Origin of the sequence: Nonomuraea diastatica (genome assembly GCF_004349015.1) — a bacterium.
In the GTDB taxonomy this organism is placed as follows: domain Bacteria; phylum Actinomycetota; class Actinomycetes; order Streptosporangiales; family Streptosporangiaceae; genus Nonomuraea; species Nonomuraea diastatica.
On the sequence record NZ_SMKP01000036.1, the window covers coordinates 31,261 to 53,785 of the forward strand.

Below are 22,525 nucleotides of genomic sequence, written 5' to 3' on the forward strand. Positions count from 1 at the left end.
CCCCCCGATGCACAAGGAGCCGTCCATGAGCACGATCGAGCAGTTCGGCTACCGCCAGGAGCTCCAGCGCTCGCTGGGCTTCCCCGACCTGATGATCTACGGCTTGATCTTCATGGTGCCGATCGCGCCGTTCGGGATCTTCGGCAACGTCTTCTCCGTGTCCCACGGCATGGTGGCGCTGGCGTACCTGATCGGCCTGGTGGCGATGGCGTTCACGGCGCTGTCGTACGCGCAGATGGCCAGGGCGTTCCCGATGGCCGGTTCCGTCTACACGTACGCGGGCCGAGGCATCGCCGCCCCCGTCGGGTTCATGGCCGGCTGGGCCATCCTGCTCGACTACGTGCTCGTGCCGTCGCTGCTCTACCTGGTGGCCAGCGTTGCCATGAACTCGTTCGTGCCCGTGATCCCCGTCTGGGCCTGGCTGGCGGCGTTCGTGGTGCTCAACACCGTCGTCAACTACCTCGGCATCCAGATGACGGCCAGACTCACCCGGATCATGCTGGCGGCCGAGCTGGTCGTGCTGGCGATCTTCCTGGTGGTCGCCGGCGTCGCGCTGGCCCAGGGCAAGGCGCAGACCGGCGCGTTCACGCCGATCTTCGAGTCCTCCGGCTTCACCTTCAGCGTGGTGTTCGCCGCCGCGTCGGTGGCCGTGCTGTCGTTCCTCGGCTTCGACGGCATCTCCACGCTGGCGGAGGAGAACCGCGAGGACGCCCGCAGGCTCGGCAGGTCCATGGTGGCCGCCCTCGGCCTGGCGGCCGTGCTGTTCGTGACGCAGACCTGGGTCGCGGCGCTCCTCACGCCCGGCCGCGACGCCCTGATCGCGGGCGGGGACCCGGCGGGCGACGCCTTCTACGACACCGCCGCGTACGCCGGCGGCCAGTGGTTGTCGGTGCTCACCGCCGTGGCCACCGCCGTCGCCTGGGGCTTCGCCAACTCGCTGGTCGCGCAGGCGGCGACGTCGCGGCTGCTGTTCGCGATGGCCCGGGACCGCCAGCTGCCCGCCTTCCTGTCCCGGGTGAACGCGAAGCACAAGGTGCCGGTCAACGCGACCCTCGCGGTGGCCGCCGTCTCGCTGGTGCTCGGCGTCTTCATGAGCACCAGGGCGAACGGCGTCGGCGAGCTGGCCTCACTGGTGAACTTCGGCGCCATGACCGCGTTCCTGGTGCTGCACGTCTCCGTCGTCGTGCACCACGTGGTCCGGCAGCGCAGCACCAACTGGTGGGCCCACCTCGTCGCCCCCGTGATCGGCTTCGCCGTCCTGGTGGCCGTCGTGTACAACCAGAACGTCGCGGCCCAGTGGGTCGGCGGCGTCTGGCTGGCGATCGGCCTGGCGGTCCTGGGCATCACCTACCTGATCGGCCGTAAGCCCACCCTTCCCACGGAGGTCTCGTGAACGTCGTCTCCTACCACCCCACGCCGGAGGAACTGAGCTACACCTTCGGCGGGCGCCCCGCCGTCGGCAAGGTACGGCCGGGCACGATCGTGGAGCTCTACACGGAAGACTGCTTCGGCGGCCTCGTCCGGGGCGTGGACGACCTGCCGTCCCGGGTGTGCGAGTTCCCCTACCTCAACCCCGTGACCGGCCCCTTCCACGTGGAGGGCGCCGAGCCGGGCGACACGCTGGCCCTGCACTTCATCACCATCACCCCGGCCAGGGACTGGGCGGTCTCCACGACGTTCCCCCACTTCGGCGCGCTGACTGGCACCCACACCACCGCCATGCTGCAGCCGCCGCTGGAGGAACGCGTCTGGCGCTACGACATCGACCTCGCCAGGGGCGTCGCCGTCTACCACGCCCGCACCAGCGACTTCAGCGTGGAGCTGCCGCTCGACCCGATGCACGGCACCGTCGGCGTGGCCCCTGCCGCGAACGAGGCCCGCATGACGATCACCCCCGACGCGCACGGCGGCAACATGGACACCCCCGAGCTGCGCGCCGGCGTCACCGTCTACCTCGGGGTCAACGTCGAGGGCGGGATGTTCTCCATCGGCGACGGCCACGGGCTGCAGGGTCACGGCGAGGTGTGCGGCACCGCGGTGGAGTCGGCCATGAACACGGTGGTCGCGGTCGAGCTGATCAAGGGAGTGGCCACGCCGTGGCCCCGGCTGGAGGACGACCTGCACCTGATGTCCACCGGATCGGCCAGGCCGCTGGAGGACGCGTACCGGATCAGCCAGCACGACCTGGTCACCTGGACCTCGGAGCTGACCGGGCTGGACACGCTCGACGCCTACCAGCTCGTCAGCCAGGCCGGGCAGGCGCCGGTCGGCAACGTGTGCGACACCAACTACACCATGGTCGCCAAGCTGCCCAAGGCGTATGTGGGCGACGCGGCGGTCTACGGGTCGGCCCACACCCGCCTGCGCGCGCTCGCCGCCCAGTACACGACTTAGTAAAGACGGATGTCGCAGGTCAGAGGTCTGATCATCGCCCCCGTAGGCTGACCGGGTGCTCAGGCTGGTGTTGTCCCTCGCTCTGCTCGACCCGACCGCCGTCACCGAGGTCTCCCAGCGCAACGTTCCCGCCCCGCGCGTCCTGACTCCTGACGGAGACCGCCTCGGCTACGCGCCGGTCCCGCGTCCCTACACGGGCGCGCGGCGGCTCACCGGGGTGCTGCTCGGTCACGACCCCGTCTCGCGGCGGGGCGTGTTGTGCGGGGGCACGGTGATCGGCTCGCGCAGCCGCAGCCTGGTGCTGACGGCCGCGCACTGCCTCTTCCACCACGGCCGGCTGCTCGAGAACCTGGCCTTCCTGCCCGGCTACGACGGCGGGCGGCCGGGGCTGGGCGTCTGGCCGGCCGTACGCACGTGGGTGCCGGCGAGGTGGCGGCACCGGCCGTACTCGCCGGGGCTGCTGCCGTACGACATCGGGCTGGTGGGAGTGGGGCGCGGCAAGCGCCCGCTGGAGGCGGTGACCGGCCGGGGCCTGCGGACGATGGCCACGGACAGGGGCACCACGCTGCAGGGCCTGGAACTGCTGGGCTACCCGGCCGGCAAGGGTTATCCGGGCACCAGGCTGTACCGGTGCCTGGGTGACGCGGCCGAAGCGGTCTCCGAGGGGCCGGGGCTGATGGTCACCCGCAACTGCCACGCCGCCGCCGGTGGCAGCGGCGGGCCCGCGTTGTACGGCGGCTCGGTGGCCGGCGTCGTCTCGTCCTCCAGCCCGCTGGGCGACACGAAGGGCTACACCGTGCTCGCCCGGCTCGGGAACAAGGCGTTCAAGCGCATGTTCGCCAGGGCCGACAGGACGATGCAGCTCAGGCAGCGCGACTGACCCCCTCGGGCGCAGGTCAGGCGGCGTGCCCGGCGATCTCCTCGCAGAGGGCGTGGGTGGCCAGGGCGTCACCGGCGTCGATCACCCGGCCCTCGCGTACGGCGGCGAGGAACTCCAGGCAGATCTGCTCGATGCCGCGCTGCCTGGCCACCGGCACCCAGTCGGGCCGTCTGACCAGGGTCTCGCCGCCCTTGTGGTCGATGACGTCGCCGAGGTTGACCACGCGCCGCTTGGCGCCGTCGCCCATGGCCACGCAGGTTTCCTCTGAGGCCCCGCCGACCCGGTTCATGATGCCGATGGCGGTGCAGCCGTCGCCGGACATCTCCAGGACGATGTGCTCGACCAGGCCGTTGCGGACGCGGGTCCTGATCATGGTGCCGGTGACCGGGCGGGGGGCGAGGAATCTGAGGGTGTCCACCACATGGATGAAGTCATCAAATATCACCCGGCGGGGTGTGTCGGGGTGATTGGCGCGGTTCTTCTCCATGAGGAGGAGATGACGGGGGTGAGCGGCAAGCCCGACATATCCGGGCGCGTACCGGCGATTGAAGCCCACCATCAGGGATCTCCCCTCGGCCCTGGCCAGCCGCACGAGACGTTCGGACTCGGCGAGGGTGTAGGCGATCGGCTTGTCGACGTAGACGTGGACACCCGCTCTGAGCAGCGGCTCGACGATCTCGGGGTGGGCGTCGGTGGCGGCGTGCACGAACGCCGCCTCGACGCCGTCCTTGATCACCTCGTCCACGCCCGACGACCGGGCGGCGATCCGGTAGGTGTCGCCGAGCCGGTCCAGCCGAGCCGTGTTGCGCGTGCAGAGGTGCAGGTCGAGTGCGGGCTGCGCGGCGAGCACGGGAAGGTAGGCCTTCTCCGCGATGTCACCCAGGCCGATCATGGCTATCTTCACGCGTCGAGCGTAGCCTTGAGCGCCGCCTCGATCGGGGTGGGCGCCACGCCGAACGTGCGCTCGAACGCCGACGAGTCGAGCACGTAGGGCGCGACGAACTGGTACCGCGTGTGCTTCAGCTCGCCGATGAAGGGCGAGAACAGCCCGGCCGCCCGCAGCAGCGGCCACGGCATCTGCATCATCCGGGGCGCGGGCCGGCCCAGCAGCGCGGCCATCTTCTCCCCCAGCTGGCGGAAGGTCAGCGGCGCGCCGGTGGGCACGTGCCAGGGCCTGCCCCAGGCCCGCTCGTCACCGCCCGCCGTGATCAGCGCGTCGGCCACGTCCGGCAGGTACGTCCAGCTGCGCGGGATGTCGGCCGGCCAGACGATCGGGATGGTACGCCCCGCCCTGAGCGGCGCGAGGAACCGTTCGCCCAGGTAGGACTGGTCGGTCGCGCCGGGGCCGAAGTAGTCGGAGCCGCGCACCTCGGTCACCCTGATACGGCCGGCCCGGTGCGAGGCCAGCGCGTCGGTCCACATCTTCGCGCGTACCCGCATCTTGGGAGTGGTGGAGGCGAGCGGCAGGTCCTCCGTCATCGGGACGGAGACCGGGCCGTACGGGTAGAGGTTGCCCAGGATCACCAGCACGGCGCCGCTCGATTCCGCGGCGGCCAGGAACGACACGGCCATCGGCGGCCAGTCGGTGAGCCAGCGGTGGTATTGCGGGTTGACGCAGTTGTAGAGGACGTCGGCGCCCCTGGCGATCTCGGTGAGCCTGGCCCGGTCGGCGATGTCGGCGGCCACCTTGACCGTCCCGTCGGGACCGCGGCCCGAGCGGGTCACGACGACGACCTCGTGCCCCTGCGTGACGAGTTTGGCGGCGAGATGCGAGCCGACCTGGCCGGAACCCACGACGACGTGCTTACCCATGATCAGACCTGCTTCCAGATGATGCGGAGAACCGCGTTGACGACGAAGAGCGCGGCGAAGAAGGCCGCGGAGGTGGTCAGTCCGGAGGCGTAGAGCGCCGCCGCGCCGCCACCGAACCACACGATCTCGAGCGCGGCGCGTGCCGGGCCGGTGAGCGGGAAGGTGGCGTTCGCGCCGCCTCCCGCGCCGAACAGCGCCCACGCCGCGATGAACAGCGCCGGAGCACCGAGCCCGGCCAGCAGTTTGATCGCCCAGCCGGTGGAGAGCGTGAAGCCCCAGTAGCCGGCCGACGCCAGCACCCCCAGCTCCAGCAGGAACATCAGGGCCATGTTGGCGTGTTTGGCGAGGTTGAGCATCGGGACCTCCGGGACCACCCGTTCGCTTACGAGAGCAATGCTCTCCCAAAAGAGCGTTGCTCGTCAAGAGCGGTGCTCTCGTTTCTTGTCACCGCTCTGATAACCTGCTGTGCATGACTGCCAGCCGTACCGCCAGAGAACGTGTCAGGGCCGAGCTCACCAGGGAGATCACCGGCATCGCGCGGCGCCAGCTCGCCACGGAGGGAGCGGGCGGCCTGTCGCTGCGGGCCGTCGCACGGGAGATGGGCATGGTCTCGTCGGCCATCTACCGCTATTTCCCGAGCCGCGATCACCTGCTCACCGCGTTGATCGTCGACGGCTACAACGCCCTCGGCGAGGCCGTGGAACAGGCCGAGTCCGCCTGCCCACGCCACGACTTCGCCGGACGGTGGCTGGCCGCCTGCCACGCGGTGCGCGAGTGGGCCGTCGCGCACCCGCACGAATACGCCCTGATCTACGGCTCCCCCGTACCCGGCTACCAGGCGCCCCAGGACACGATCGCAGCCAGGGTGCGCGACGTGGCGGCGTACAGCCGAATCGTCTGCGACGCCTGGGGGTCCGGTGCGATCGCTCCACCCGCGAACGAAGGCCCCGAAGAGCTCCAACCCGACGCCGGCTCCTTCCGCGAGCTCATGCCGGGCGTGCCCGACGCGGTGATCTGGCAGGCCGTCGCGGCGTGGACCGCGCTGTACGGGTGGGTCAACTTCGAGGTGTTCGGCCAGTTCAACAACGTGATCGAGAACCGCAGGACGGCGTTCGAGCACGCGATGCGCCACGCGGCGGCCACGTTGGGGCTTGCTCAGTAGCACTTACTAAGTTTCACTGAATACATGGCACGGAAGACCTCCCAGCTCGGCCGCTTCACCGACGTGGCGCTGCTGGTGCTCATCAGCCTGGCCGAAGGGCAGAAACACGGCTACCGGATGATCCACGACATAGAGGAGTTCTCGGGGACCGCGCTGGAGCCCGGCACGCTCTACGGCGCGCTGATGCGACTGGAGGAGCGCGGGTGGATCGAGCCCGTGGAGACGGCCGAGCGGCGCAAGCCGTACCGGATCACCGAGAGCGGGCGTGACACGCTGCGGGAGCAGCTCGCCACGCTGCGGCGCATCGAGCGGGCGGGCGCCCGGCGCACCGCGATCTCCTGGGGGTTGTCGTGATCCTGCGTGTCATCGCCGAGTCGGTGCTGAGCCTCTATCCGAACGCATGGCGGCAGCGCTACGGCGAAGAGGTCGCCGACCTGGTCGCCTCCCGGCCGGTGCGCGTGCGCACGGTGCTCGACCTGATCGGGGGCGCCGCCGACGCGTGGCTCCACCACCGGCGCATCCCAGGACGGCGACCGTTCCGGATCCCGGCGACCGCCGCCCTGTACGCCCTGGGAGCCGCACTGTGGGTGCTGTGGAATCCGGGTGTGCGCGACCCGCAGAGCCTCCACCGTGTCTGGACCGAGGCCACGCGCATGGGGGCGCTCGCCCACACGCTGGAGGGGATGGCGACGTCGTTGTTCGTCACGGCGGGGGTCATGGGGGCCCTGGCGGTGGCGCCGGTCGTGCTCGCCGCCTCCAGCGCCATGGGCAGCCCCGGGCAGGGACTCGTGGCGCGGGCGACGGCCCGGCACGTGGTCAGAACGGCGGTCGCCGTCGCCGTCCCCGCGCGCTGCTCGGCTACCTCTACTACGCGACGGCCTTCGCCGGTCCCCTCGGCGACGCGATGGCGGGCGGCTTCCTCGTCCCGCCCATCCTGGCGTTGTCGTTGCCCGTGATCGCCGTGGCGGCGCAGGCGAGCCCGCTGGCGTCCGAGGTCAGGACCGCCGCCACCGTGCTCGCGGTGGCGGCTATCATCAACACGCTGGCCTGGCTGCCCGTGGCGGCCATGATGCTGCCCGGCCTGACGCGGGCGTCGTGGACGTTCGCGGCGGCGGTCACCATGAGCGCGGTGGTCAGCAGCTGCATGGCGGGGCTGGCCGCGCGGCTCGCGCTCAGGCAGGGCCGGGCCGCGGTGGGCCGGCTCACCCCCGCTTGAGCAGCGGCACCAGCACCTCGTCCACGATCTCCACCACGAGGCTGTCCGGGATGGGCGTGCCCTGGAAGAGGAAATATTGCCGAAGCAGCGCCTGCCCGGCGTCGAGCCGGCGAGGAGTGACGTCGCCGGGATCGACCTCGCCGCGCTCCACGGCCCGGCGGACGACCTCCTCCATCATCTTCCTCCCGGCACCCTGGCTGCTTCTCCGCATGGCGTTCAGCGGCGACTCGCTGCGGAGCGCCTCGCCGAGCAGCCCGCGCATCGCCTCGCCGGCCGGACCTGACAGCGCCTGTGCCGTACGGCCGAGCATGGCCACCAGGTCGTCGCGGAGGTTGCCGGTGTCGGGCGAGGACTCCGGGGTGGGCAGCGCGCTGTAGACCGCCTCCATCACCAGCTCGATGCGGGAGGGCCAGCGCCGGTAGAGCGAGGCTTTGCTGGCCCTGGCCCGCTCGGCGACCCGCTCCATGGTGAGCCCGGCGTAGCCGACCTCGGCCAGCTCGTCGAGCGTCGCCTCGTAGATGGCAGCGTTGAGCGCCTCGCCCCGGCGCCGTGGCAGCTTGCGGTGGTCGGTGACCATGCCTGCATCCTAGGTAGCGCGGGCGACCGTACCCGCACCACCGTCGACCGTGACGATCTCGCCGTCCTGGAGCACCGACGTGCCCGTGCCCGTGCCCATGACGGCGGGGATGCCATACTCCCTGGCCACGATCGCCGCGTGCGAGGCGGCCCCGCCGGTGTCGACGACCACGGCCGCCGCCTGCTGGAAGAGCGGCGTCCACGAGGGGTTCGTGTACGGGCAGACGAGCACGTCGCCGCCGTTGAGCTTGCCGAAGTCGGCTGGCTGCCTGATCAGCTTCACCGGCCCGGTCGCGACGCCGCCGCTCGCGGGCGACCCGGTGAGCAGCGCGTCGCCCGTCGCGCGGGACGGGAAGACCACAGCGGGGTCGATGAGCCGCACGCCGGACAGTTCCTCCCGCTTGGCCGCCCGCGACCTGACCTTCTCGCGCAGCCGCTCCTTGTCGTCCGTGGGCAGCGCGGTCACGTCCCCGATCGCTTCGAGCTCCTCCAGCCGCAGGTGGAAGACGTCCTCCGGACGGTCGAGCACCCACACGTCGACCAGGCGGCGACCGATCTCCAGCAGCGACCTGCGCAGGACGGGCTGCGGCAACGTGAAGGAGAAGTGGCTGTCCTCCCGGAAGGCGACGCCCGCGCGGGCCGCCGCCACCCAGCGCCGCACCCTGGCGCGGCGGCGCTCCGGACGCAGGCGAGGGTGGCGGAGCAGGCGGTCGAGCGCCTCATCTCCCTCCTTCTTCTCGGGCGGGGTGCCGGCCAGGGCCTTGACCAGGCCGAGCACGGCCTCCGGCGCGTCCGCCCAGGTCGGCGGGGTGACGAGGATGGGGCTCGACGTCTCGCGGTGGCCGTACTCGGCGAGGAACGCCCCCAGCTCGGCCTCGAACGCGGCGGGCAGCGGGCCGGCGTCGAGCGCGCCGGTGCGCTCGGCCACCTCCGCGAGCCGTTCCAGCGCCTCGTTGGCGTCGGTGGTGCGGGTACGCGCCCCGAACAGCAGGTCGCCGAACCATTCGCGGCGCCCCAGCAGCCGGACCGTCACCAGCAGCCGCAGCAGCGCCAGCCCCGAGCCCGGCAGGTAGTCCATGCGCAGGTCGGCCACCGGCTGCACGATGTCGAGCGCCTCCCTGGGCACGCGGACCAGCCGCTCCCACGGCAGCGATCCGAGATCGCGGGAGGCCAGCTCCCTGGCCCGGCCGAGGTAGTGGCGGTAGCGCGGGTCCTCGGTCCAGCGGGCGGGGTCGTACCGCCTGGCCTTGGCGAGGAACCTGAACGGGGTGGCCAGCATTCTCGGCGTCGGATGTGGCTTCGGCGGCACGAGTTGGTAGACGACCCCGTCCTCCTCGCGCAGGAAATTCTCGAACGCGCCGTGGATCCCGAACGAGGACGTGACCTTGGCCATGAGCCCGGCCGGGCCGTACGGCAGCCAGGTCGTCACGTCGATCGGATAGGGCCGCTCAGGGAGGTATTCGAGCAGGACGGTCGCCAGCCGGCGCTGGATCGGGTTGAGCTTTCCAACCGGTGGCGGCGGCAGCGCGGTCATCGGGCGCGCCTGCAGCAGGTGCACCCGGCCGCCCGCGTAGGCCCACTCGATGTCCTGGGGGCGGCCGAAATGGGCTGCGACGTCCCTGCCGAGCCGGGCCAGTTCCTCGATCACCGCGTCGGGCAGCCGCTCGGCTGTGGCCGCCGCGCCGGTCTCGCGCGCGACGCCGCCGCCGGAGGCGCCGCGGATGACCACCTCGCGGCGGCCGGGAGTGAAGTCGGTGTGTCCCGAAGCGCCGATCACATAGTGGTCGGGCGTGACGAGGCCGGAGACGACGGCCTCCCCGAGGCCGCTGCTGGCGTCGATGACGAGCTGCGCGCGGTCGCCGGTGACGGGGTTCGCGGTGAACATGACCCCGGCCGTATCCGCCTCGACCATGCTCTGGACGACCACCGCGATCCGCACCCCCGAGCTGTCGATCGCGAGCTTCGCGCGGTACGCGATCGCGCGCTCGGTCCAGAGCGAACCCCAGCAGCGGCGCACTGCGTCGAACAGCGCCTCCTCGCCGACGACGTTGAGGTAGGTGTCCTGCTGGCCGGCGAACGCGGCGCCCGGCAGATCCTCGGCGGTGGCACTGGAGCGCACGGCCACGGGCCCGCCGCCGAGCCCGGCGTAGGCGTCGGCGATCGCCTGCCGCAGGCCGGCGGGCAGTTCGGCCCGTTCGAAGTGCTCGCGCGTGTCGTGGCCCTGCGCGACCTGCCCGTACGCGTGGGTCGTGACGACGAAGCCACCTGGCACGGGCAGGCCCTTCCTGACGAGCTCGCCCAGGTTGGCGCCCTTACCACCGGCCACGGCCAGATCGTCATGACCGAAGGCGTCCAGGGGTGCGACGAGCTTCACGGCCTCTTCCCGGCTTTCATGGCTTCTCTCCGCTTTCACGACATCTCCTCGGCTGGCACTCACGACTTGTCCTCGGCTGGCACTCACGACTTGCCCTCGGCTTCCAGCCACGGGCTCTTCTCGGCTTCGCCCTTCAGCCACGGGCTCTCCTCGATGTCGGCTTTCACTCACGGCCACTCCTCGGCTTGCCCTCATGGCCTCTCCCCGGCTTTCACGGCCTCTTCCTCAACGTGAGCGGTGGTGCGCGGAGTGGGCTTCTTCCTCGGCGTGAGCGGTGGTGCGGAGCGGGCGCGCCGGCAGCGCCAGCGCGAGCACGAACGCCACCGCGAGCAGCGGTGCCATGGCCGCGAACACTGGCGGCACGGCGGCGGCGAAGGCTTCGCGCACACCGGCGGGCAGGACGGCCGGGTCGGTGGCGGCGATACCGGATCTCATGGTGATCAGCGCCCCCACCAGTGCGACCCCCGCCGAGGCGCCGATCTGGCGCAGGAACGTCACCGACGAGGTGGCGGTGCCGAGATCGGCGTACTCGACGGCGTTCTGCGCGGCTAGCACCATGGTCTGCATGACGAGCCCGACGCCCAGCCCGGTCAGCAGCAGGGCCAGGGCGAGCGCGAGCGGCGAGGCACCGGCCAGGCCGATCAGCCCCAGCCCTGCGGCGGCCACCGCCGTGCCGGCGATGGGATAGGGCTTGTACTTCCCGGTCCGCGTGATCAGCCGGCCGGACACGACGGCCGTGGTGAGCACGCCGCCCATGAGGGCGGTCACCAGCAGGCCCGCCTGCGTGGCGCTGGTGCCCACCGCGATCTGCAGGTAAGCAGGCATGTACGTGACCGTCCCGAACAGCGCGAACCCGATGAGCAAGCTGATCGCCACGGGGATCGCGAAGGCCCGGTCGCGGAAGAGGCGCAGCGGCAGGATCGGGTCCTTGGCGTACCGGGCGCTGACCAGCCAGGCGACCAGCCCTGCGCCGGCCACGACCAGGTAGACGGGGTCGCGGGTCTGCCCCACCATGACCACGCCGACCACGGCGACGGCCAGGGTGAGCGCGCCCACGGCGTCCAGCGGAGCCCGCGTGCGCGGCTTCGGCAGCCGCAGCGTGACGCTCAGCACGACCAGCGCGACCAGGCCGAGCGGCGGGTAGATGGCGAAGATCCACCGCCAGCTCAGCTGGTCGATGAACAGCCCGCCGATCAGCGGTCCCCCCACGGCGGCCACGACGTAGGCGGCCCCGATGAAACCGAGATAGCGGCCCCGCTCGCGCGGGCTGACGATCTCGCCGATGATGGCCTGGGCACCGATCATCAATCCGCCGCCACCCAGTCCCTGCACGGCGCGGAAGGCGATGAACTGCGGCATCGAGGTGGCCAGCGCGCACAGCACGGCTCCAATCACGAACACCACGATGGCCGCCTGCATGATGGGCTTGCGGCCGTACCTGTCGCCGAGCTTGCCGTAGACGGGCATGACCACGGTGGCGGCGACGAGATAGGCGGTCACGACGGCCGGCATCTGGTCGAGCCCGCCCAGGCTGCCCGCCACGGCCGGGAGCGCGGGCGCCATGATCGTCTGGTCGAGCGCACCCAGCAACATCGTCAGGATCAGGCCCGACAACACGAAGCCCATGACACCATCCCCTAGAGAACGAATCGTTCTCTATCGAGAGTAGGCTTCATCCCATAGAAACGCAACGTTCACTAAACGAGTGTTGCCCAGATCACCACGAGCTGCCGGCAGCGATTTCTCCGCAAGCTGGCCTTGCCGCCTGCGACCGAGGATCGCCGATGACAGCATTGCCGGAAGACGGCTGGATCCACAGCATCCGCCCCCAGCCCAGTCGCATCTCCGCTGGGGACTACGAAAAGTTCCAAGAGGAGATCTCACGGGCCATCGAGATCGTGGACGGATACGTGGTATGCTGCGAACCCCCGGCGCCCGGCCACCAGATCGCAGGCAGACGGCTTGCCAACCTCCTGGAACGCCACCGCGGGCAGGCCATGAGCCGCAGGCACGAGTGCCTCACCGTCGCCAACGACGTGGATCTCCGGCTGCGAGACGCACCGCTGCTCAACCACCGTCCCGGCGTCGTGATGTACCAATGCCTGAATGACGAGCGTGACGAGACAACGCGCCCATCACGCGCTGCGGGTCTGGCAACCCGGGTTCGGGGGCTCGTCGCCATCGCCACCGGCCACCGCGGCGTCTCCCCCCTCGCCACCTTCGGGAGCGCCAATCCCGGCTCGGGTTCGATGAGGATACCCCTGGCTGACCAGACTCCTAAGCCTGGACCGGACGTTCTCGGTGTTCTTGGCAAGCCCGCGCGGGAAATGACCGGCTAACGTCCGGATAAAGCCCTGGTTCCTCACCTCTCGATGATTCAGGCTGATGCCATGAAATTACCGAAGGTTACATTCATCGCGGGAGCGGCCCTGACCTTTATGACCCTGGTGGGCACGACCGGCACGGCACACGCCGCAGCCGGACAGCTGACCTTGATCAGCGGAACCGACAGTCGCGCGTTCGTCTACGAGAGCTGTCAGCCTCCGAGGCAGTTCCAGCAACCGCTCTTCCAGCTCGAATCGTTCCGCAATCAGCCACCCCCTGGCTGCCAGGCCGTCCTGGTCAACCGCGCGGGCGCCAGCAAAGTGTTGTGCGTGGGCCACGGCTACGTGCCGTCCGAATTCAGCCGCGCGTCGCTCGTCCGTATTCAGCCCGGCACCGCGCCGGCTTGCGCGTATGAGCCGATGACACGCCACTGACCTGACTCGCCCATCTCGTCTCACAACAAGCAAGGGGGATGGCCGTGACAGAATCGCCGCCAGTCTCGCCATGTGCGTGTCAGTCTGCGCATTTGGAACGGCGTTCGCCGCCCCCGCGAACGCGGCGGAGAACAGCGGCTGCAACGGCTACGCCTGAGCCAAGATCACGGGGAGCGGCGGCCGGGTATCCCAGATCCAGGCCTATACGAACGTGTGGAGTGTCCTCAGCTTCTACGGCCACTTCCGCCTCTGGGGCCCGGGCTTCGCCTACAACACCGCCGACCGGAACAACCCTCACACGCTCATCCATTACCGGAACATCAACCGCACGTTCCCGAGTGGGAGCAAGTTCTTGCGTTGAGGCTTACCGGAAGAACTCCAACGGCTCGTACTCACGCATGGGACTCCCCTGCGTGCACTCTCCAGTATCGTAGACCTTACGGAAAACTGGGCTCGCAGCACAACAATGAGCATTCTTCGGCGGCGCCCGTCTTGCCCTGCCAAGATGGGCGCTTGCCCGATATAGAAACCGGTCACCGTGCTCAGCGATGTTCTGGAAAATCAGCCAGCGCTAGCGTCATGCGTTCCTCGAACGACATGCCGCGCCAGTTATCTCATGTGAACAGCGGCACATGCATGAGCAGCTCCTCCGCGAGGAGCTCAGGGTACAGACAATCCCGATTCTGGACACGAAAGCCCCGCCGCCTTGCGATGGGCTGTTGGCCCGCAGTTCAGCTGCGTGACGCTACAGAGGTTGAGTTGTTGAGGTGACGCTAGGTGGTTGCGCGTATGTGAGCGGGTCGGGGACTATACCGGTGGTATGCGATATCCGGATGATGGTGGTCTGACTCTGTCGCCGAACTGTCCCATGGACACCGAGCCGTCCGTGACAGCAAGAACCCCACCGGCCCTGCCCTCATCTTCACTCCAGGCGAATGGAACGCCTTCATCAGCGGCGTGAAGAGCGGCGAATTCGGCTGACAACCACTGGCCCGACGAGGGAAGTTCCCGACCCTCCCGCCTACCTCTGCACCGAACCTTCCCTCGTCGGCCCTTGTCTCCGCGCCCGGCTCCCCACATACGCAACCACAGCCGGCCAGGCAAGTCGCCTTATTTGCGTAGTCGCGCGTTTCCCTTTCCGGCCCTGCGTCAAGCAGCCAGGATCTTCCGTCGACCGCTTATCGGGCGTATTTGTGAAAGGCGGCCCCGTCCCGACTCTCCGTGCGTGAAGCGGCTCAGCCGGGGCCGTTCGTCGTGCAGGGACCAGTAGGTCTCCCGGACGGCTCGTTGATCACTTCGGGCGGGGACGCACCGAGTCTGGGTATCAGTTCGGAGCGGATGACAGCGAAGCAACTGTCCATATGGCGGCGGAGGCTGGCGAGTTCGTCGCCGAGAGCCGCGAGATCGAGTCTCATCTCGGCCCGCATGTCGGCGATATCAGCCAGCACCCGGGCGACGTCGGTCATCGTGGAGCTGCCGTCTCCGGCATGCGTGCTCGCCTCGAGCGCCCGGAGACGCGTGATCAAGGTGAGGATCTGTGCCTCTTCGTTCACCGCATTCCTGCCTTTGCGAAGCTGGGAATGGCAACCCGCGCCGGTGGGCGGGGCAAGGTTTGACGGTGAGCATAGTGGCACACAGCCGAAGTTCATGCTGGTCATCACCCGTGCCCGGGTGTAGTTCTTTCTCCCGGCGTCTGGCGTGTTTCTCCCCAGGAATGTGATCTGGCGTGGGCGGCTGGAGAGCGAAGAGGAGATCCGTCCCCGGCGGACAGCGCCGTTGCCTTCGCCTCCGCGGGTTCAAGGCCACTATCCCGATCAAGGTGATCAGGCCGCCAACCAGCGCAAGGAGGCTCGCAATGCGGCTGGCCACCGGGCGGTGGCCACCTGCTTCGACGAGCTTGCCGTGCGCTACGAAGACATTGTTCACATTGCCGCGATCATATGTCGCACATCGGCCGGATCGTACCGTTGACTTCGCACTCCGCGACCCTGAAGCGAAAGAGTCACAGCCAGGCAAAACGCCTATTCACGGATGAACTTCGAACGCGCCATACCTTTCACCGGGGTTCAACTTGTTTTGTTGATGCGCTGTTGATTACCGTGCGAATGAGGTGGGCGACGTGCCGCCTCCTGACCTGTTCTGGCGCGGCGAACCGGGCGAGGGGATCAACGTGGCTGACCTCGATCGAGAGGCGATGCGTGCCGTGGCGCAGCGGATCCAGCGGCTGTCCGACGAGCACTGGTGGTCGCTCGATCCGTCCTGCCGCCTGATGGAGAAGGACGCGTGGGTGGGGCCGACGGGCGGCCGGTTCGACGCCCAGCTCCACGCCGACCAGCAAGAGCTGCGCGACATGCTCAGGCAGGCCGTCCACAGCGCGAACCAGAAGCTGGCGTCCATCCCGGACAAGCCATGACCGAGTTCACCGGGGTCAAGCAGCCCGATTTCGACACGATGACGAGCAAGCACATCGAGGCCGCCAGGCGGCTGGAGGAACTTGCTCAGGCTCTGCACAGTGAACTGCGGAGCGCCGGGCTCGACACCTCACCGGCGGCGCAGCTGCGGCAGCTGGCCGGGCGAGTGACCACGCAGGCCGAAGATCTACGGCGGCGGCAGAAGCTCGTCCACGAGCTGCAGCGGCAGAAGATCACCTTCGGCCGGAGCACGCCCGCCGGAAGCTTCCTCGAGATGCCCGACGGTTTGGAGGCGGCCACAGGGTTGCTGGACGGCACACTCGCCGGCCGTGCCGCGCTGAAAGCTACCGATGGTGACTCCAAGGCGCTGGCCGAGCTGGAGAAATACGCGTCGCGGGGAGGAGATGCGGATTTCGTCAAGGCGTTCCTCGGCACGCTCGGAGCCCGGGGCGTGACGCGCCTCCCCGGCTCACTCGCCGCCCAGCTCCGCGACGCCAAGGCCCACGGCGACTCTAAACGCATGGCCCAGCTCTCCAACGGAGGCAGCAAGGCGCTGCGCATGCTGAGCGCCGCCCTGGCCAGAGGGACAGATCCGAAGAATCCGGCCTATGCGGGCGCCGGTTTCCTCAAGGACCTGGTGAAGGAGGGTCGGGCCCAGCACCAGTCGGGAGGCACCACCTACTCGGGGTACCAGGCGCAGGCGCTCATCTGGCGAGCGCATGACGGGAAGCCGCCGTACTCGAAGGAGTTCATGGAGACAGTCGGACGCGACGTGATCGTCTACGAGCACGAGCAGCGCAAGGACGAATGGGCGGCGAGCAAGGAGCCGCTGGGGCGTGTCTTCGCGGGCACCCAGCTCCCCATCATCGACCTGGCCGGCGCGCTCGGCCTCGGCACCCTGCTGAGACCCGAGACCCATGCAGGCGCTCCGGGCGCCAAGGCCCAATCGTCCGTGATCGACGACCTGTTCCACGCGGCGAAGTCCAGCCGGGAAGCGTCCCATGCCTTGCTGAACCACACTCCGCCCGGGTGGAAGGAATCCGTCCTGGACTACTTGCTGACGACCCGCTGGAAAGCTTCCCTCTACACGAAGGACCACGCCCCGTTCAACGACCTGCTGGTGACCGCGACGACCGGCCAGGACGCCACGTCTCAGAAGCTGGCAGCCGACCTGACGAAGATCCTCTCCAACGAGGTACGCGGCGCCTTCGGCAAGGCCGACAGCGGCAATCTGGAAATCAGGGACCGGGAGGTTTTCGACCGATTCGCCACGCTCGGCTATCCCCTGGCCCGCGCGATCTCGGCCAACATCGACCAACTCTCCCGGCTCTACCTGAACCACGCGACCTTCCACCAGGTCGCAGCCCAGGACATGTCCTATGCGCTACTGCTCGCCACCTCCAATGACGCCGGGTTCGAGGCCCTGGTACGCGCACAGACCGAACATATGCGAGCGGCACTCGACACCGTACCCCCAGTCGGCCTCAACGCTTCCAACGCCGATCGACTCGGTTTCACCGAGGCGGACGTCAAGCGCTTCGATCTCAATGAGAATGGACTGGTTGATCGGACCGATGTCATGCAATTTCTTACAGACCGAACAGTGGAGGAAGCAACCCCCTTCAACCACCTTGTTGAAAGCCGCCGTCAGGCGCTGATCGCTCAAGGTATCGATGACAAGAAGGCGGACGAGGCGCTGAAGACAATGGTCAGCGACGCAATAGGACTGCTGCCGGTGCCTGGAGCCAGGCAGGCGGGCGAACTGGCCACTGGAGCCTTCGGCGAGATGCTCGGTAAGGGTTACGACAAGTTCGCCGGAGTCGCGTATGACGAAATCGCCAAACAGACCGCCCTGCGCATAGCCGAGCCTGATCATGGCCTGGACGACACGTACCGGGCTCTGGCGGACAACCGAATGGCAGTGGAGAGGTTGACAGAGCAGATGCTCGCAACAGCCATGCTGAATAGAGGTTTGCTCGACAAGTTGGAACTGAGAGAGCAAACGTTCGCCGCCGAGCAGCCGCGCATGATCAAGCCCTTCGCCGAAATGACTCCGCAGGAGTACAGCCAGTTTCTCGAATGGGCTCGTACAAGGGGAGGCAGCAGCGACCTACTCAATGACTTCAGCACCACCTTTCGCAGCACCAGCAGGGTTGACGACTATCTCGACCTTGAAATTCCCGCCCCCGGCGGTGGCAGATGAGGCGCTATTCTTTGCCCGTCGCTCTGGCCGTCCTGGTTCTGCTCACGGCATCCTGTACCAAGGAGAAGCCACTCATCTCCCCGCCTGCCCCTGCCCCACAACCGGTCATAGATTCGCCACCATACGTCTGCAGGCTTATCCCCATGGATGCGTTTCGACTCGTCAGCGGTGTGAGCGAATCGCTCATAGAGAAATCCCACGGCACCGAGAACAACGGCGACTGCCGAGCTTTTGACAAAAGCCGATCTCTGAGTGTGTGGTGGGCTAGGGAAGGCTCCGGAATGCCCCTAGGGCACATGGAGTTCCTCATGGATAACGACCGGCAAACGCTCTACCGCGACCACGGCGGAATATCGCTTCCCCCCGAACTCGGTGAAGGCATGGCTGCATACGTGTCGAGCGCCCCGTTTATCGACCAGCCGTACCGAGTGAGTGCAATGTTTCGCTGCGGCGACAAACAACGAATGATCGATATTTACCTGCCCCAGATCGCCAAGGGAAGGGATGGGATCAAGGATCTGATCGAGCTCATGCGCATTGCGCAACAGCGGTATAGCAAGGTGTACGACTGCGAGCTCGACGCATAAGAGCCCGAGCCCCCCGCCAGAGGGGCCCGGGCGGGTCGGTCAGCGGTAAGCGCGGTTGACGGCGGAGATGATGGCCTTGAGGGCGGCCGTTGTGGCGTTGGCGTCGACGCCCACGCCCCACAGCACCTGTCCGCCCACGTCGCACTCCAGGTAGGAGGCGGCCTTGGCGTCGGTGCCCGCGCTCATCGCGTGCTCCACGTAGTCGAGGACCCGCGCCAGGATGCCGACCTGTGCGAGGGCGTCGATGAAGGCCGAGATCGGGCCGTTGCCCGTGCCGGTCACCTCACGGATCTCGCCGTCGAGGCGGACGTCGGCGCTGATGCGGTCGTGCTCTTCCGTGGACTCGTGGCGGTGGGCCATGAGGCTGAGCCGGCCCCACCGGTTGGCGGGGTTGGGCAGGTATTCGTCGCGGAAGACGTCGTACATCGCGGCCGGGCCGATCTCGCCGCCCTCGGTGTCGGTGCGGGCCTGTACGACCTTGGAGAACTCGATCTGCAGCCGGCGCGGCAGGTCGAGCTGGTGGTCGGCCTTCATGATGTAGGCGACCCCGCCCTTGCCCGACTGGCTGTTGACCCGGATGACGGCCTCGTAGGTGCGGCCGATGTCCTTCGGGTCGATCGGGAGGTAGGGGACGGCCCAGGTGAAGTCGTCGACCGGCACGCCCGCCGCCACGGCGTCCTTTTCGAGGTGCTCGAAGCCCTTCTTGATGGCGTCCTGGTGGGAGCCGGAGAAGGCGGTGTAGACCAGCTCGCCGCCCCACGGGTGGCGCGGGTGGACGGGCAGCTGGTTGCAGTATTCGGTGACGCGGCGGACCTCGTCGATGTCGCTGAAGTCGATCTCGGGGTCGACGCCCTGGGAGAACAGGTTCATGCCCAAGGTGACCAGGCAGACGTTGCCAGTGCGCTCGCCGTTGCCGAACAGGCAGCCCTCAATGCGGTCGGCGCCCGCCATGTAGCCCAGCTCGGCGGCGGCCACGGCGCTGCCACGGTCGTTGTGCGGGTGGAGCGACAGGATGATCGAGTCGCGGCGCTTGAGGTTGCGGTGCATCCACTCGATCTGGTCGGCGTAGATGTTGGGCGTGGCCATCTCGACGGTGGCCGGCAGGTTCATGATGACCTTGCGGTCGGGGGTGGGCTGCCACACCTCGGTGACCGCGTCGCACACCTCGACGGCGTATGCGAGCTCGGTGCCGGTGAACGACTCCGGGGAATACTGGAAATGGACGTCGACGTCGGTCGCGTCGGCGAGCTTCTTCACCAGCTTGGCGCCCTCGACCGCGATGGCGGTGATGCCGTCTTTGTCCTGGCCGAAGACCACGCGGCGCTGGAGGGTGGAGGTCGAGTTGTACAGGTGGACGATGGCCTGCTTGGCGCCCTCGATCGACTCGAAGGTGCGCTCGATCAGCTCGGGCCTGGCCTGGGTCAGCACCTGGATGACCACGTCGTCGGGCACGCGGCCCTCTTCGATGATCTGCCTGATGAAGTCGAAGTCGGTCTGCGAGGCGGCGGGGAAGCCCACCTCGATCTCCTTGTAGCCCATGCGTACCAGCAGCTCGAACATCTGGAGCTTGCGGTGTGGGTCCATCGGGTCGATCAGGGCCTGGTTGCCGTCGCGCAGGTCCACCGCGCACCAGCGGGGCGCCTTGGTGATGACCTGGTCGGGCCAGGTGCGGTCGCGCAGGCGTACGGGCTCGAAAGGTTGGTAACGATGGATGGGCATGGGGCTGGGCCGCTGAGCGGTCATGGCTGCTGCTCCTGAGTCGGACGGAAGGAAGCGGCCGACGCGCACGACAGGCTCCGCGGCGAGGGAGCCGGCCTTAGAGGCCCCCGCCGCGGCAGCTAAGCAGGAGGCCGCGCAGCATGCCAACGACGGTACCAGACGTCTCGCCATGCCCCGTCCCAGGTCTCGGATGTTGAGACCTGGGACGGGCGAGGCCTCCGTCCCGGGATTAAGTTCGAGGCATCTGTCCGGAAATGGGTAGTAGGAGGCGGCTCCGGATGGAGTTGCTGGCGTCTGTCCGGAAATCGGTCGTGGGCGGCGGCTCGGGAGTGGGTTGCTGGAGTCAGTCCGGGATGAGAACGCTGAGGCAGGTCACGCAGCCTTCGAGCTTCTCGTACTCGGAAACATCAACGGTTGTCACGGTGAGTCCGCGCTGTTCGAGCAGGGCGGCGGTCCGGGGCGCCGAGGCGGCCATCAGGACGTGGTCGCCGCCGAGCGGCACCACGTGCGCACCCGGCTCCTCCTCCGGCACGAGCAGATCGGGCAGGTCCACGTGCCGCGGATCGCCGATGAGCGTCCCGTCGGGCAGCGCCGTCACCCCCGACTTCAGGTGGAGCACGCCCCTCAGCTTCACGGGCACGACCTCGCGTTCGGGGAGGAGGGCCGCCAGCTGCGCGATCCCGTGAGCGTTGGTGCGCGCCGATCTGCCGGCGTACAGGGTGACGCCGGTCTGCAGCACGTCGCCGCCGTCGAGCGTGCCGGGGGCGGCGATCCTGACCGCCGTCAAGCCGAGCTCGCGTACGGCCGCCGCCACGGAGTCCACCTCCGGCCGCCGCTCCGGCGCGCCGGGCCTGGTCAGCACCGCCAGCCGTCCCGACACCACCACCGCGTCCTCCACGAACGGCGCGTCGGGCAGCTCGTCGGCGGGCGGCACGTACACGGGCCGCCATCCGCCGGCCGCCAGGGCCTCGACGTAGGCGTCATGTTGCGCGAGAGCCCGCCGGTGATCCACGGGTTCGCGCTCTATGTGGGTGACGATGCCTTCGGCGATTCGGGGACCGGGCTTCCTTACCAGCGCAATACCAGCCATGGGGCGTCTTCTATCACGGGATGATTAGAGTCTTGGGCATGCGGGACGACGAGATTCTCACCAGGATCGGCGCTCTGGTCAGCGAGGAGCACGCGCTGCGCGACAAGCTGACGGCGGGCGAGGTGACCACGGACGAGGAACACGCGCGCATCAAGGAGCTGGAGACGGCCCTCGACCAGTGCTGGGACCTGCTCAGGCAGCGCCGGGCCAGGCGCAACGCGGGCGATGACCCTGACGACGCCGCGGCCAGGCCCGCCGGCGAGGTGGAGAACTACCGCCAGTAGGCGGCGGGAAAACCGGTCGCCGGGCCGCCGCCGGTGCGCTTTGCTGACCTCATGCGGATCCAGCCGATTAGCCTCGACGACCAGCCGGACGATCTGGTCGCGGGCCTGTACGACGCCCATGTGGCCGCCGCCTCCGCCGACGACACAGGCCCTCAGCCGAGGCTCCCCCGCTTCCGCAGGGACGTCTGCGCGCACAGCCCCAGCGGGCGGGCCGAGGTCTGGGTGGCCGTCGCGGACGGCAAGGTCGCCGGCGGCTACGGCCTGTCGCTCCCGATGCTCGACAACACCCATATCGGGACGGTCTTCCCGTTCGCCGTACGGCCTGAGCACCAGCGCCGCGGGCTCGGGACGGAGCTGTTCGGGCACCTGCTCGACCGCCTGCGCCATCACGGCAGGCGCCTGCTGCTCGCGGAGACCAAGGCCACCGGTACCGGCGCCCGTTTCGCGCGCGCCCGCGGCATGAAGGTGGCGCTCGTCGAGGCCCGCCGCATGCTCGACCTGCGCAAGGTGGACTGGGCGGCGCTCGAACGGATGATCCCCGAGGTCGCCGGTTACCACGTCGAACGGTTCGCCGGGCCCGCGGGCCCCGAGCTCGTGCCCGACCTCGCCACGCTGATGGGCGGCATGAACGACGCTCCGCGCGACAGCGGCGTCGAGGACTCGAACTTCAGCCCCCAGCGCCTGCGGCACCGCGAGGAGGGCATCGTCCCCGGGGGCCAGACCTGCTACACCTCGATCGCCCGACGCGACTCCGACGGCGCCCCGGCGGGCTACACACGCATCTACGTCAACGCCGACCGCTCCGACGGCTGGGCGGGGCAGGCCGACACGACGGTGCTCGGCGCGCACCGCGGCCATCGCCTTGGCCTGCTGCTCAAGCTGGGCAACCTGCTGTGGTTGCGCGAGTGCGAGCCGCACGTCGAACGCGTCATCACCTGGAACGCCACCAGCAACACCCACATGCTCGCCATCAACGAGGCCATGGGATTCGAGCTCTTCGACGAGTGGAACGCGTGGCGCATGGAGGTGTAGACGCGTCGAGTCCGACGCATGGATCA

24 protein-coding genes are annotated in these 22,525 nt (G+C 68.7%); 15 read left to right on the forward strand and 9 right to left on the reverse strand.

Features of this window, described 5'->3' with window-relative positions:
• The first annotated feature begins 25 nt into the window (after nucleotides 1–25).
• Genes E1294_RS15185 through E1294_RS15195 form a run of 3 tightly spaced genes read left to right on the forward strand, consistent with a single transcriptional unit; the run spans nucleotide 26 to nucleotide 3,274 of the window.
• Nucleotides 26–1,393: an APC family permease gene (locus E1294_RS15185; protein WP_132508979.1), complete on the forward strand. Its 1,368-nt coding sequence runs from the start codon at nucleotides 26–28 to the stop codon at nucleotides 1,391–1,393.
• Nucleotides 1,390–2,394 carry an acetamidase/formamidase family protein gene (locus tag E1294_RS15190; protein ID WP_132508981.1) on the forward strand — a complete coding sequence of 335 codons (1,005 nt, stop codon included), beginning with the start codon at nucleotides 1,390–1,392 and terminating at the stop codon, nucleotides 2,392–2,394. The genes E1294_RS15185 and E1294_RS15190 overlap by 4 nt, the downstream gene beginning before the upstream one ends.
• A 55-nt stretch (nucleotides 2,395–2,449) precedes the next feature.
• Nucleotides 2,450–3,274, forward strand: coding sequence for a trypsin-like serine peptidase (locus tag E1294_RS15195; RefSeq protein WP_132508983.1), 825 nt, complete (start codon nucleotides 2,450–2,452; stop codon nucleotides 3,272–3,274).
• A 16-nt stretch (nucleotides 3,275–3,290) separates the two neighbouring features.
• Here E1294_RS15195 and E1294_RS15200 read toward each other — a convergent pair whose 3' ends face one another.
• Genes E1294_RS15200 through E1294_RS15210 form a run of 3 tightly spaced genes read right to left on the reverse strand, consistent with a single transcriptional unit; the run spans nucleotide 3,291 to nucleotide 5,442 of the window.
• Complete coding sequence (locus E1294_RS15200; protein ID WP_132508985.1) at nucleotides 3,291–4,178, reverse strand: Gfo/Idh/MocA family protein; 888 nt, start codon at nucleotides 4,176–4,178, stop codon at nucleotides 3,291–3,293.
• Nucleotides 4,175–5,086: an NAD-dependent epimerase/dehydratase family protein gene (locus tag E1294_RS15205; RefSeq protein ID WP_132508987.1), complete on the reverse strand. Its 912-nt coding sequence runs from the start codon at nucleotides 5,084–5,086 to the stop codon at nucleotides 4,175–4,177. The genes E1294_RS15200 and E1294_RS15205 overlap by 4 nt, the downstream gene beginning before the upstream one ends.
• A 2-nt stretch (nucleotides 5,087–5,088) precedes the next feature.
• Nucleotides 5,089–5,442 (reverse strand): YrdB family protein, encoded by a 354-nt coding sequence (locus tag E1294_RS15210; protein ID WP_132508989.1) that lies wholly within the window; start codon nucleotides 5,440–5,442, stop codon nucleotides 5,089–5,091.
• 113 nt (nucleotides 5,443–5,555) lie between these two features.
• Between E1294_RS15210 and E1294_RS15215 the strand changes: the two genes are divergently transcribed.
• Genes E1294_RS15215 through E1294_RS15230 form a run of 4 tightly spaced genes read left to right on the forward strand, consistent with a single transcriptional unit; the run spans nucleotide 5,556 to nucleotide 7,464 of the window.
• The gene (locus E1294_RS15215) at nucleotides 5,556–6,248 is read left to right on the forward strand and encodes a TetR/AcrR family transcriptional regulator (protein WP_132508991.1); all 693 of its coding nucleotides are present in this window, start codon (nucleotides 5,556–5,558) and stop codon (nucleotides 6,246–6,248) included.
• A 24-nt stretch (nucleotides 6,249–6,272) separates the two neighbouring features.
• On the forward strand, nucleotides 6,273–6,602 hold the full coding sequence (locus tag E1294_RS15220) for a PadR family transcriptional regulator (RefSeq protein ID WP_132508993.1): 330 nt from the start codon (nucleotides 6,273–6,275) through the stop codon (nucleotides 6,600–6,602).
• A complete protein-coding gene (locus tag E1294_RS15225) occupies nucleotides 6,599–7,204 on the forward strand; it encodes a hypothetical protein (RefSeq protein ID WP_132508995.1) in 606 nt (201 codons plus the stop codon). Before E1294_RS15220 ends, E1294_RS15225 begins: the two co-directional genes overlap by 4 nt.
• Nucleotides 7,189–7,464, forward strand: a complete 276-nt coding sequence (locus E1294_RS15230) for a hypothetical protein (RefSeq protein ID WP_132508997.1) — start codon at nucleotides 7,189–7,191, stop codon at nucleotides 7,462–7,464. The genes E1294_RS15225 and E1294_RS15230 overlap by 16 nt, the downstream gene beginning before the upstream one ends.
• Here E1294_RS15230 and E1294_RS15235 read toward each other — a convergent pair.
• The 3 genes from E1294_RS15235 to E1294_RS15245 form a co-directional block, all read right to left on the reverse strand.
• Entirely contained in the window at nucleotides 7,451–8,041 is a 591-nt protein-coding gene (locus tag E1294_RS15235) for a TetR/AcrR family transcriptional regulator (protein WP_132508999.1), read from the reverse strand. The genes E1294_RS15230 and E1294_RS15235 overlap by 14 nt on opposite strands.
• A 9-nt stretch (nucleotides 8,042–8,050) precedes the next feature.
• Nucleotides 8,051–10,453: a PEP/pyruvate-binding domain-containing protein gene (locus E1294_RS15240; RefSeq protein WP_246083031.1), complete on the reverse strand. Its 2,403-nt coding sequence runs from the start codon at nucleotides 10,451–10,453 to the stop codon at nucleotides 8,051–8,053.
• 186 nt (nucleotides 10,454–10,639) lie between these two features.
• A complete protein-coding gene (locus E1294_RS15245) occupies nucleotides 10,640–12,040 on the reverse strand; it encodes an MFS transporter (RefSeq protein WP_132509003.1) in 1,401 nt (466 codons plus the stop codon).
• Between the two features lie 158 nt (nucleotides 12,041–12,198).
• Here E1294_RS15245 and E1294_RS15250 point away from each other — a divergent pair, with 158 nt between their 5' ends.
• From E1294_RS15250 to E1294_RS15260, 3 genes are all read left to right on the forward strand, one after another.
• The gene (locus E1294_RS15250; protein ID WP_132509005.1) at nucleotides 12,199–12,753 is read left to right on the forward strand and encodes a hypothetical protein; all 555 of its coding nucleotides are present in this window, start codon (nucleotides 12,199–12,201) and stop codon (nucleotides 12,751–12,753) included.
• Nucleotides 12,754–12,804: 51 nt separating this feature from the next.
• Nucleotides 12,805–13,173 (forward strand): hypothetical protein, encoded by a 369-nt coding sequence (locus E1294_RS15255; RefSeq protein WP_132509007.1) that lies wholly within the window; start codon nucleotides 12,805–12,807, stop codon nucleotides 13,171–13,173.
• Nucleotides 13,174–14,034: 861 nt separating this feature from the next.
• Nucleotides 14,035–14,154: a DUF397 domain-containing protein gene (locus E1294_RS15260; RefSeq protein ID WP_132509047.1), complete on the forward strand. Its 120-nt coding sequence runs from the start codon at nucleotides 14,035–14,037 to the stop codon at nucleotides 14,152–14,154.
• A 254-nt stretch (nucleotides 14,155–14,408) separates the two neighbouring features.
• Here E1294_RS15260 and E1294_RS15265 read toward each other — a convergent pair whose 3' ends face one another.
• Nucleotides 14,409–14,726, reverse strand: coding sequence for a hypothetical protein (locus E1294_RS15265; protein WP_132509009.1), 318 nt, complete (start codon nucleotides 14,724–14,726; stop codon nucleotides 14,409–14,411).
• A gap of 566 nt (nucleotides 14,727–15,292) precedes the next feature.
• Here E1294_RS15265 and E1294_RS15270 point away from each other — a divergent pair.
• The 3 genes from E1294_RS15270 to E1294_RS15280 all read left to right on the forward strand — a co-directional run bounded on the left by E1294_RS15270 (nucleotide 15,293) and on the right by E1294_RS15280 (nucleotide 18,374).
• On the forward strand, nucleotides 15,293–15,586 hold the full coding sequence (locus E1294_RS15270; RefSeq protein ID WP_132509011.1) for a hypothetical protein: 294 nt from the start codon (nucleotides 15,293–15,295) through the stop codon (nucleotides 15,584–15,586).
• Complete coding sequence (locus E1294_RS15275; protein ID WP_132509013.1) at nucleotides 15,583–17,787, forward strand: hypothetical protein; 2,205 nt, start codon at nucleotides 15,583–15,585, stop codon at nucleotides 17,785–17,787. The genes E1294_RS15270 and E1294_RS15275 overlap by 4 nt, the downstream gene beginning before the upstream one ends.
• Nucleotides 17,788–17,930: 143 nt before the next feature.
• Nucleotides 17,931–18,374: a hypothetical protein gene (locus E1294_RS15280; RefSeq protein WP_132509015.1), complete on the forward strand. Its 444-nt coding sequence runs from the start codon at nucleotides 17,931–17,933 to the stop codon at nucleotides 18,372–18,374.
• A 39-nt stretch (nucleotides 18,375–18,413) separates the two neighbouring features.
• Here E1294_RS15280 and leuA read toward each other — a convergent pair whose 3' ends face one another.
• Nucleotides 18,414–20,117, reverse strand: coding sequence for a 2-isopropylmalate synthase (gene leuA / locus E1294_RS15285; protein ID WP_132509017.1), 1,704 nt, complete (start codon nucleotides 20,115–20,117; stop codon nucleotides 18,414–18,416).
• Nucleotides 20,118–20,436: 319 nt separating this feature from the next.
• Nucleotides 20,437–21,183 carry a dimethylargininase gene (ddaH, locus tag E1294_RS15290; protein ID WP_132509019.1) on the reverse strand — a complete coding sequence of 249 codons (747 nt, stop codon included), beginning with the start codon at nucleotides 21,181–21,183 and terminating at the stop codon, nucleotides 20,437–20,439.
• 38 nt (nucleotides 21,184–21,221) lie between these two features.
• Here ddaH and E1294_RS15295 point away from each other — a divergent pair, with 38 nt between their 5' ends.
• Together E1294_RS15295 and E1294_RS15300 are read left to right on the forward strand one after the other, a co-directional pair.
• Nucleotides 21,222–21,467 carry a DUF2630 family protein gene (locus tag E1294_RS15295; protein ID WP_132509021.1) on the forward strand — a complete coding sequence of 82 codons (246 nt, stop codon included), beginning with the start codon at nucleotides 21,222–21,224 and terminating at the stop codon, nucleotides 21,465–21,467.
• A 51-nt stretch (nucleotides 21,468–21,518) separates the two neighbouring features.
• Complete coding sequence (locus E1294_RS15300; protein WP_132509023.1) at nucleotides 21,519–22,499, forward strand: GNAT family N-acetyltransferase; 981 nt, start codon at nucleotides 21,519–21,521, stop codon at nucleotides 22,497–22,499.
• Nucleotides 22,500–22,525: the final 26 nt, after the last annotated feature.